This window comes from Pseudomonas sp. PA-7-1E (assembly GCF_021605325.1).
Classification (GTDB): Bacteria; Pseudomonadota; Gammaproteobacteria; order Pseudomonadales; family Pseudomonadaceae; genus Aquipseudomonas; species Aquipseudomonas fluorescens_BV.
This window is the reverse complement of record NZ_WKFA01000119.1, coordinates 1-2,279: the sequence shown is the minus strand read 5'-3', so window position 1 is coordinate 2,279 and position 2,279 is coordinate 1. Positions and strand designations below refer to the sequence as shown.

2 protein-coding genes are annotated in these 2,279 nt (G+C 55.1%); both read left to right on the top strand.

Translation table 11 applies throughout. The features are described 5' to 3' along the window. Nucleotides 1–551 precede the first annotated feature (551 nt). Nucleotides 552–869, top strand: coding sequence for a hypothetical protein (locus GIW79_RS29455; RefSeq protein WP_236455219.1), 318 nt, complete (start codon nt 552–554; stop codon nt 867–869). Nucleotides 870–1,143: 274 nt separating this feature from the next. Further along, the coding region (locus GIW79_RS29450) for a PAAR domain-containing protein (RefSeq protein WP_236477476.1) at nt 1,144–2,279 on the top strand (1,136 nt) is incomplete at its 3' end.

Genomic DNA, 2,279 nt, shown 5'->3' with positions numbered 1-2,279 from the left:
AGCTCCTGCTTGGTTTGGGAGCCATTTTTTTGCCGATCTCACACGTCAAAAGGTGGCAGCTATGTGCGGGGTGAGATACCGGAAAACAGGACCCGGCCAGACCGAAGTCTGCCCGCACACAGCCGCCATTGACGGTTGTAGCGCATTGCGCCTGCTAATAACGGGATCTCACACCCGATCGCTGATAGGCAGCGACGAAGCGAAGGCTAGCCAGTGGGTTGAGCAGGCGCAAGGCCAAAGGATTGTCTAGGAAACGTCCTGCAAATTAAAGGGATATGGATTGCTGGCCTTTAACAATGCATGTCGAACGGGCGGTGATGAATGGAACGGCAGGTTGAGTGACGACCACCCATAAGGTGGATTTTTCAATCAATCCCTGAATGAATCAGAGGCCCACCATGTCATTTTCAGTAAAACCACCTTCGACTAGCGCTTTCACCGCTCTACCAGATCAGCTGGATGCTGACAGTCGCTCAACCCAAGCTAACCATCGTCAGGCACGAAGCGCTCAAACCCAGGCCAGCGCCCCGGACCTGCGCCCGTACGCAAGCGTGAGTGACCGGCAACTAATAGGGGTGATCCGCGATCACTTCCGCGAATTCGCCGCAGGGGCGACAGACAGCTATGTGAACTTCAATGAGTTGAAAGAGGCCGCCGGCCTGATCGCCACCGACAGGACGTTCTCACCCGAGGCCCATCACGCGGCCAGGGAGCTACTCTCACGCCCCAAACTGCTGCGCAAGCTGGATATCGGCATCAGCTTCTTCGGTGGCCCCGGCAAGGAGGATGGCCGGTTCGATATGGATAACCTGAACTATCTGTACAAGTTCCCCCATCGGGAATGGAAGGTGCCGCGTCGTAATCACTAAGTGCAGGCAGGCGTCCGTGCAGCGGCCCGCCAAGCACGCAGCTAGAAGTAGCCGCCCGAAGCACTGTGCCGGACGTCGCAGGCCTATCAGACTTATACGACGAAATACCCGGAATCGTCCGACTTTACCCTAAGTAAATCCCTCTCCAAAGTTTGGCTTGCCGCTGACTCTCTCGTTCTCGTTTACCTCGATTGAATGCATCACGTATCAATTTTCTTATTCGAGACGAGAAGGAGAGTGCGGCCATAAACTCAAATGGATAAAGGGTAAAGCAATGAGCTTAGGTTATTTCATAGGTCTGGGTGACAAGACCACCTGCGGCGGGGAAGTGCTGGACGGAGATAAGAGAGTCAACATACACGGCCTTTTCCATACGTGCGAAGGTGACCGAGTCACCTGTGGCAAGGATGGGCAAACTTATAAGATCGTCGGTGGCATTTCCCACATAAACAGCCATGGCCGGCTTATGGCTGGCACTTTGGATAGTTACAGCGACTGTCCCTGTAAAGCCGAGCTGATTCCTTCGGTGTACTCAGCCACCTATGAAAACCAACATACAGAACCGCCCATTAACCTGCGAGTAGCTCAAACAAACCCATCATCTGTAAATCGAAACACTGTAGCGCCACGTCATTCTGGTTTCGTGCCGTCCGGTCATGTTGGATCAATGGCATTCAATGGTGTGCAGGGTCAGGAGCCAGGTTTTTATATCGTGCCCAAAAGTATCAGCCGCGAGGCGCTGGAAGCCACACTTTTTCCAACGTTCGACCCGGCTGTAATGCGCAAGTTTAAGGCACTGAACCCGAATACGAGCCACGTCAAAGCCGGCTCGATGATCGTACTCAGCGATCCGAACAACACCTCGTGCACCTATCAGGAAGCGCAACTGTTGCAGGCGGCTCAACACGTCAGCGCATCACTGGATGAGCTGACGCCGGACGAGGCTGACTTTCTGTATCGCCATGGTGCTGAAGTCGCCGGTTTCATCGGCCAAACCTCAACCTGGCTCGGCGTCAGCGCAGTGGTGATGGAAAAGCACCTGAGCAATCTGCGCGAAACACTGCAGGCCATGGAGCGCCTGCATCAGGACAGCTACCGGCAGCACGGGCACCTTAGGTCACCGCAGTTTTTTGCTGATCGCCAACGGTTGATGAACCAGTTGGATGCTCATCTGCTCAACTCCACCCGCCTGCGCGGGCAGACCACCTTGGGCGATCACCCCAAGTTGAAAACGGCCTTGGGGATATCCAGTCGCAGCTTGGTGCATCACTGGGACAAGGCGGGTGGGCCGGGGCAGATTCCGGGGTATGCCGCTCATGTGGAGGCGGTCAGTCGTGCCACGAAGTATATGAAGGCAGGGGGTTATATCGGTATAGGCCTTGGCGGTGTGTCCTCGTTGTTGGCTATACA